Genomic DNA, 766 nt, shown 5'->3' on the forward strand with positions numbered 1-766 from the left:
GCGAGCCTCCCGCGCGGCGTCCTGCTCCTCCTGCGCGGCCACCCATCGACGCAGCAAATTCGCATTCAACTGGTAATGCAGCGCGACCGCGGCGATCGACACGTTCGGCTGCATCGCCGCACGGATCACCTTCTCCTTGAACTCCTTGCTGTGGCGACGGCGGCGCCGTATCGGCTGTACCACCTCAGAACCGGCTTCATTCTCGTTCATAGCGTACACGTGTCCATTTAAAGAATTGGTGGACACGATCGTCGCTTCCCTAACACGCTGGTTCAAGGCGACATTGCCGGGCGCTTACCTTCAATCAGGCGTCTGGCATGACGCATCGAGACGAACCAGTGCTCATTCAGGCATTCGTCACGGAAGCGTCCGTTGAAGCTCTCGATGTACGCGTTCTCGACGGGCTTGCCTGGCCGGATGAACGACAGCGTAACGCCGGCTTCGTAAGCCCATGCATCCAGCACCTTACCCGCGAATTCCGGGCCGTTGTCTACCGTGATGGATGCAGGCAATCCACGCATCTCGCCTAACCGTTGCAACACGTGCTTTACGCGCAGACCCGGCAGTGAAGTGTCGACTTCGATAGCCAGACATTCCCGCGTGTAGTCGTCGACCACATTCAGGCAGCGAAACCGCTGGCCGTAAGCCAGTCCATCAGAAACAAAATCCATCGACCAGCTCTGGTTCGGGCCTGTCGGCACCGGCAGCGGTTTTCGCTCGACGGCGGCAATGCGCTTGCGTCTGCGCTTACGCACGCTCAACCCTG

At 59.8% G+C, this 766-nt stretch carries 1 protein-coding gene and 1 pseudogene; both read right to left on the bottom strand.

Annotated features, from left to right (window positions below; genetic code table 11):
* Positions 1 to 210: transposase (locus GCT13_RS48005; RefSeq protein WP_227747265.1), on the bottom strand; the 210-nt coding region annotated here is incomplete at its 3' end.
* 80 nt (positions 211 to 290) lie between these two features.
* Positions 291 to 766: pseudogene (locus GCT13_RS48010) on the bottom strand (DDE-type integrase/transposase/recombinase); the annotation flags it as partial.

Origin of the sequence: Paraburkholderia franconis (genome assembly GCF_009362735.1) — a bacterium.
GTDB classification, from domain to species: Bacteria; Pseudomonadota; Gammaproteobacteria; order Burkholderiales; family Burkholderiaceae; genus Paraburkholderia; species Paraburkholderia franconis.